Genomic DNA, 3,003 nt, shown 5'->3' with positions numbered 1-3,003 from the left:
ACCGAGGAGCAGCTGCGCGGGGCGATGGGGAGCATCGGCGACGCCCAGCCGGGCGCGGTGTCCGCTCGCCCCGCGCAGCTGCTCCTCGGTGACCGGAACCACCTGCGAGGGGACGCATCGGGCGTGGGCGAAGGCCAGGACTGCGGTCTCCTCGCCCATGAACAGCACTGTGCTGGTCTGCTCGCGCAGCGAGTCGCCGGGGGTACGGCAGGAGGTGCAGTCGTAGGTGTCGGGCGCTTGGGCGCCGGCGAGCAGCCGGTCGGCCTCGTCGTCGCCGATCTCGGCGCGGACCTCGTCGCTGACGTCGAGCATGCGCGGCACGGGGACTCCTCGGATCGTTCCATGGATCGGGGCGCCGGGTGCGGGATGCTCCCGGCCTCAGTGCCCAACGGCCGGATGTGGCGGGAGTCACGGTCGGAGGGCTCCGGAGTCGTGTATTCGGCGCAATCCGACTGCGGAGCGTGCATCAACTGTCGCTCCATGTCGATGATGTGCCGTAAGTCATATGGACTGATGTGTGGCCCTCGTCACGCCGTCCTTGGTGACGCGTCATCAGAATCCGTACATACAGCCCATATCTCTCGACCCATGCAGATCATTACCGCCGGTAACGGTCAGGTGAGCAGCAAGAACCCCGAATCGGTTGAAAACGGCACTGCTGTCTTCCTACGGTTCCTCACCGGTGCAACGAGCACCACCCGGGTACGCCCCACCGACACACCGGAGAGCCACAGTTGAGTGGCGATCAGGTGCCCGCCGCCGGGATCCGACAGGCCGGCGGCGTGCGGCGGGGCGGCCGCGGCGGCTGCGGCGCGTCAGACACGCGCACGGCCGCCGGAGCGGACGAGGTGGCGGAGCAGGGTCGCTGGACGACCCGCCCGACCGGCCCGCCCGGGGCTGTCGAGAGGAATCCATGACCCATCGTCACGAGATCGACGCTGCCCTGACCGCCGACCGCACCAGGGCCGGCCGCGGCCGCCGGGTGCGTGCCGCCGTCGTCGCGGGTGCCGTCGCCGCCGCACCCGCGGTGGGACTCGTCACGGCCACGTCCGCCTCGGCCGCCTCCGTGTCCACCTGGGACGCGGTGGCCCGCTGCGAGAGCGGCGGCAACTGGAGCATCAACACCGGCAACGGCTTCTACGGCGGTCTGCAGTTCACCAACTCCACCTGGGCCGCCTTCGGCGGTACCGCCTACGCGCCCAGGGCCGACCTGGCCGGCCGCGGAGCACAGATAGCCGTGGCGGAGCGGGTCCTGGCGGGCCAGGGCCCCGGTGCCTGGCCGGTCTGCGGTGCCCGTGCCGGCCTCGCACGGGGTGGCTCGGCGGCTGCCGTCGCCTCCACCGGGAGTTCCAGCCGTGGCCGGTCCGGGCAGCACCACCACCACTACCGTGCCACCGGCAACGGCAGCGGCAGGGCGGTTGCCAGCAGCCGTTCGGAGACCCGCACTCCGGTCAACGCCTCCGGGCGGCACTACACCGTCCGCAGCGGCGACACCCTGGGCGAGATCGCGGACCGGTACGGCCTGGGGTGGCAGCGGCTCTACCAGGAGAACAAGCACCTTATCGGGGGCAACCCCGACCTGATCTACCCGGGTCAGCGGCTCTCCCTCTGAGCCGTGCCTGCCTCATGGGCCGGGCGTACGCAGAGTCGCGTACGCCCGGCCCAGGGCTGTCCGGGCCGCAGGGCCCGGGCCGGCGCGGGCCCTGCGGCCCGCGTTGCGCCGCCCGGCCGAACTGCGCGGCGTGCCGCACCGGCGCAGGGCGGCGCGCGGCATGTCCGGACCTAACGTCATTCAAGTGCGCTCATAGGATCAACAGACTGATCGGACTACTGGCCGGTGCGGCCGCCACCCTGGCCGCCGCCGCGCCGCCCCCGAAGCTCGACGACCCCGTCTGGGACCGGCTCGCCGACTGCGAGAGCAGCGGCCGCTGGGATGCCAACACCGGCAACAACTACTACGGCGGCCTGCAGATCTGGTTGCCCACCTGGGAGTACGCGGGCGGCCTCGCCTATGCGACCCGGCCCGACCTCGCCGTACGGGAGGACCAGATCACCGTCGCCCAGCAGATCCTCCGGCGCCAGGGCTGGACGGCCTGGCCGGACTGCGCCCGCCGCCTCGGCCTGCTCCCCGTCCCCACGACCCCGCCACCCGGCACGAGCCCGGCTCCCACGCCCGCACCCGAGGCCGGCGGTACTCCCGGGCCCGGACGGCACCCCGGGCGGCGGCCCGGGAGGCATCCTGGGCAGAGCCCCCGGCCGGGTCATGGACAGCCTCCGGGCCAGGAGCCTGGGCGGCAGCCCGGGCAGGAGCCGGGGCCGGGTCCCGGTCCGTCCTCCGCGCCGGCTCCGTCCTCTGCGCCCGGGACCGAGCCGGCATCCGAGCCAGGGTCCGGGTCCGGCTCCGGACCACGGCCAGGGCCCGGCACGGACGGCGCTGCCGCGCCGGCTCAAGCGGGCACCCTGCGGCACCGCCCGGTCCTGCCGGGCCGGACCGGCTTGGGCACCGCTCGGACGGCCGGGAGGCAACACAGCTGACGCCCGCCGCCCCCGCGTCCTCGCCCACCGCCTCCCATCTCTGGCCGGGGAGGCCGACCCGGTACCGCTCCACGGCCCCCGGGGCCGCTGGCGTCTGCCGTACCGTCGGCAGTGCGTGACACCACCCGCCAGTCCCACCGCCTCTGCTGGGGCAAGCGACCGTGTCCTCGCTCGCCGCCTCCCGTCGCTGGCCGGGGGCCGACCCGGTACCGTTGCGCCGCGGCGCTGGGCGCCATTGGTGCCCGTCGTGCCGTCGGCAGTGCGTGACACCACCCGCCAGTCCCACCGCCTCTGCGCCCGCGTCCTCGCCCGCCGCGTCCCACCTCTGGCCGGGGAGGCCGACCCGGTACCGTTGCGCCGCGGCCGGGGCCATGGGTGCTCGTCGCACCGCCGGCAGTCCGTGGCGCCACCCGCCAGTCCCACGACCCCTGCCGGGACAAGCCCCCGCGGACAGCCGGACAGCCGGAC

The 3,003-nt window shown here is 74.4% G+C and carries 2 protein-coding genes and 1 pseudogene; 2 read left to right on the top strand and 1 reads right to left on the bottom strand.

Translation table 11 applies throughout. From position 1 onward, the window contains the following. Positions 1–321: pseudogene (locus AOK09_RS14835) on the bottom strand (hypothetical protein); the annotation flags it as partial. Between the two features lie 592 nt (positions 322–913). On the opposite strand from AOK09_RS14835, the gene AOK09_RS43445 reads away from it, so the two are divergent. Both AOK09_RS43445 and AOK09_RS43440 read left to right on the top strand, forming a co-directional pair. Further along, on the top strand, positions 914–1,612 hold the full coding sequence (locus tag AOK09_RS43445; protein ID WP_055587660.1) for a transglycosylase family protein: 699 nt from the start codon (positions 914–916) through the stop codon (positions 1,610–1,612). A gap of 14 nt (positions 1,613–1,626) precedes the next feature. Beyond that, complete coding sequence (locus AOK09_RS43440; protein WP_079063070.1) at positions 1,627–2,535, top strand: transglycosylase family protein; 909 nt, start codon at positions 1,627–1,629, stop codon at positions 2,533–2,535. The last annotated feature ends 468 nt before the right edge of the window (positions 2,536–3,003 follow it).

Source organism: Peterkaempfera griseoplana (assembly GCF_001418575.1).
In the GTDB taxonomy this organism is placed as follows: domain Bacteria; phylum Actinomycetota; class Actinomycetes; order Streptomycetales; family Streptomycetaceae; genus Peterkaempfera; species Peterkaempfera griseoplana.
The sequence above is the reverse complement of the archived record's forward strand: the minus strand, read 5'-3'. Positions and strand labels throughout refer to the sequence as shown.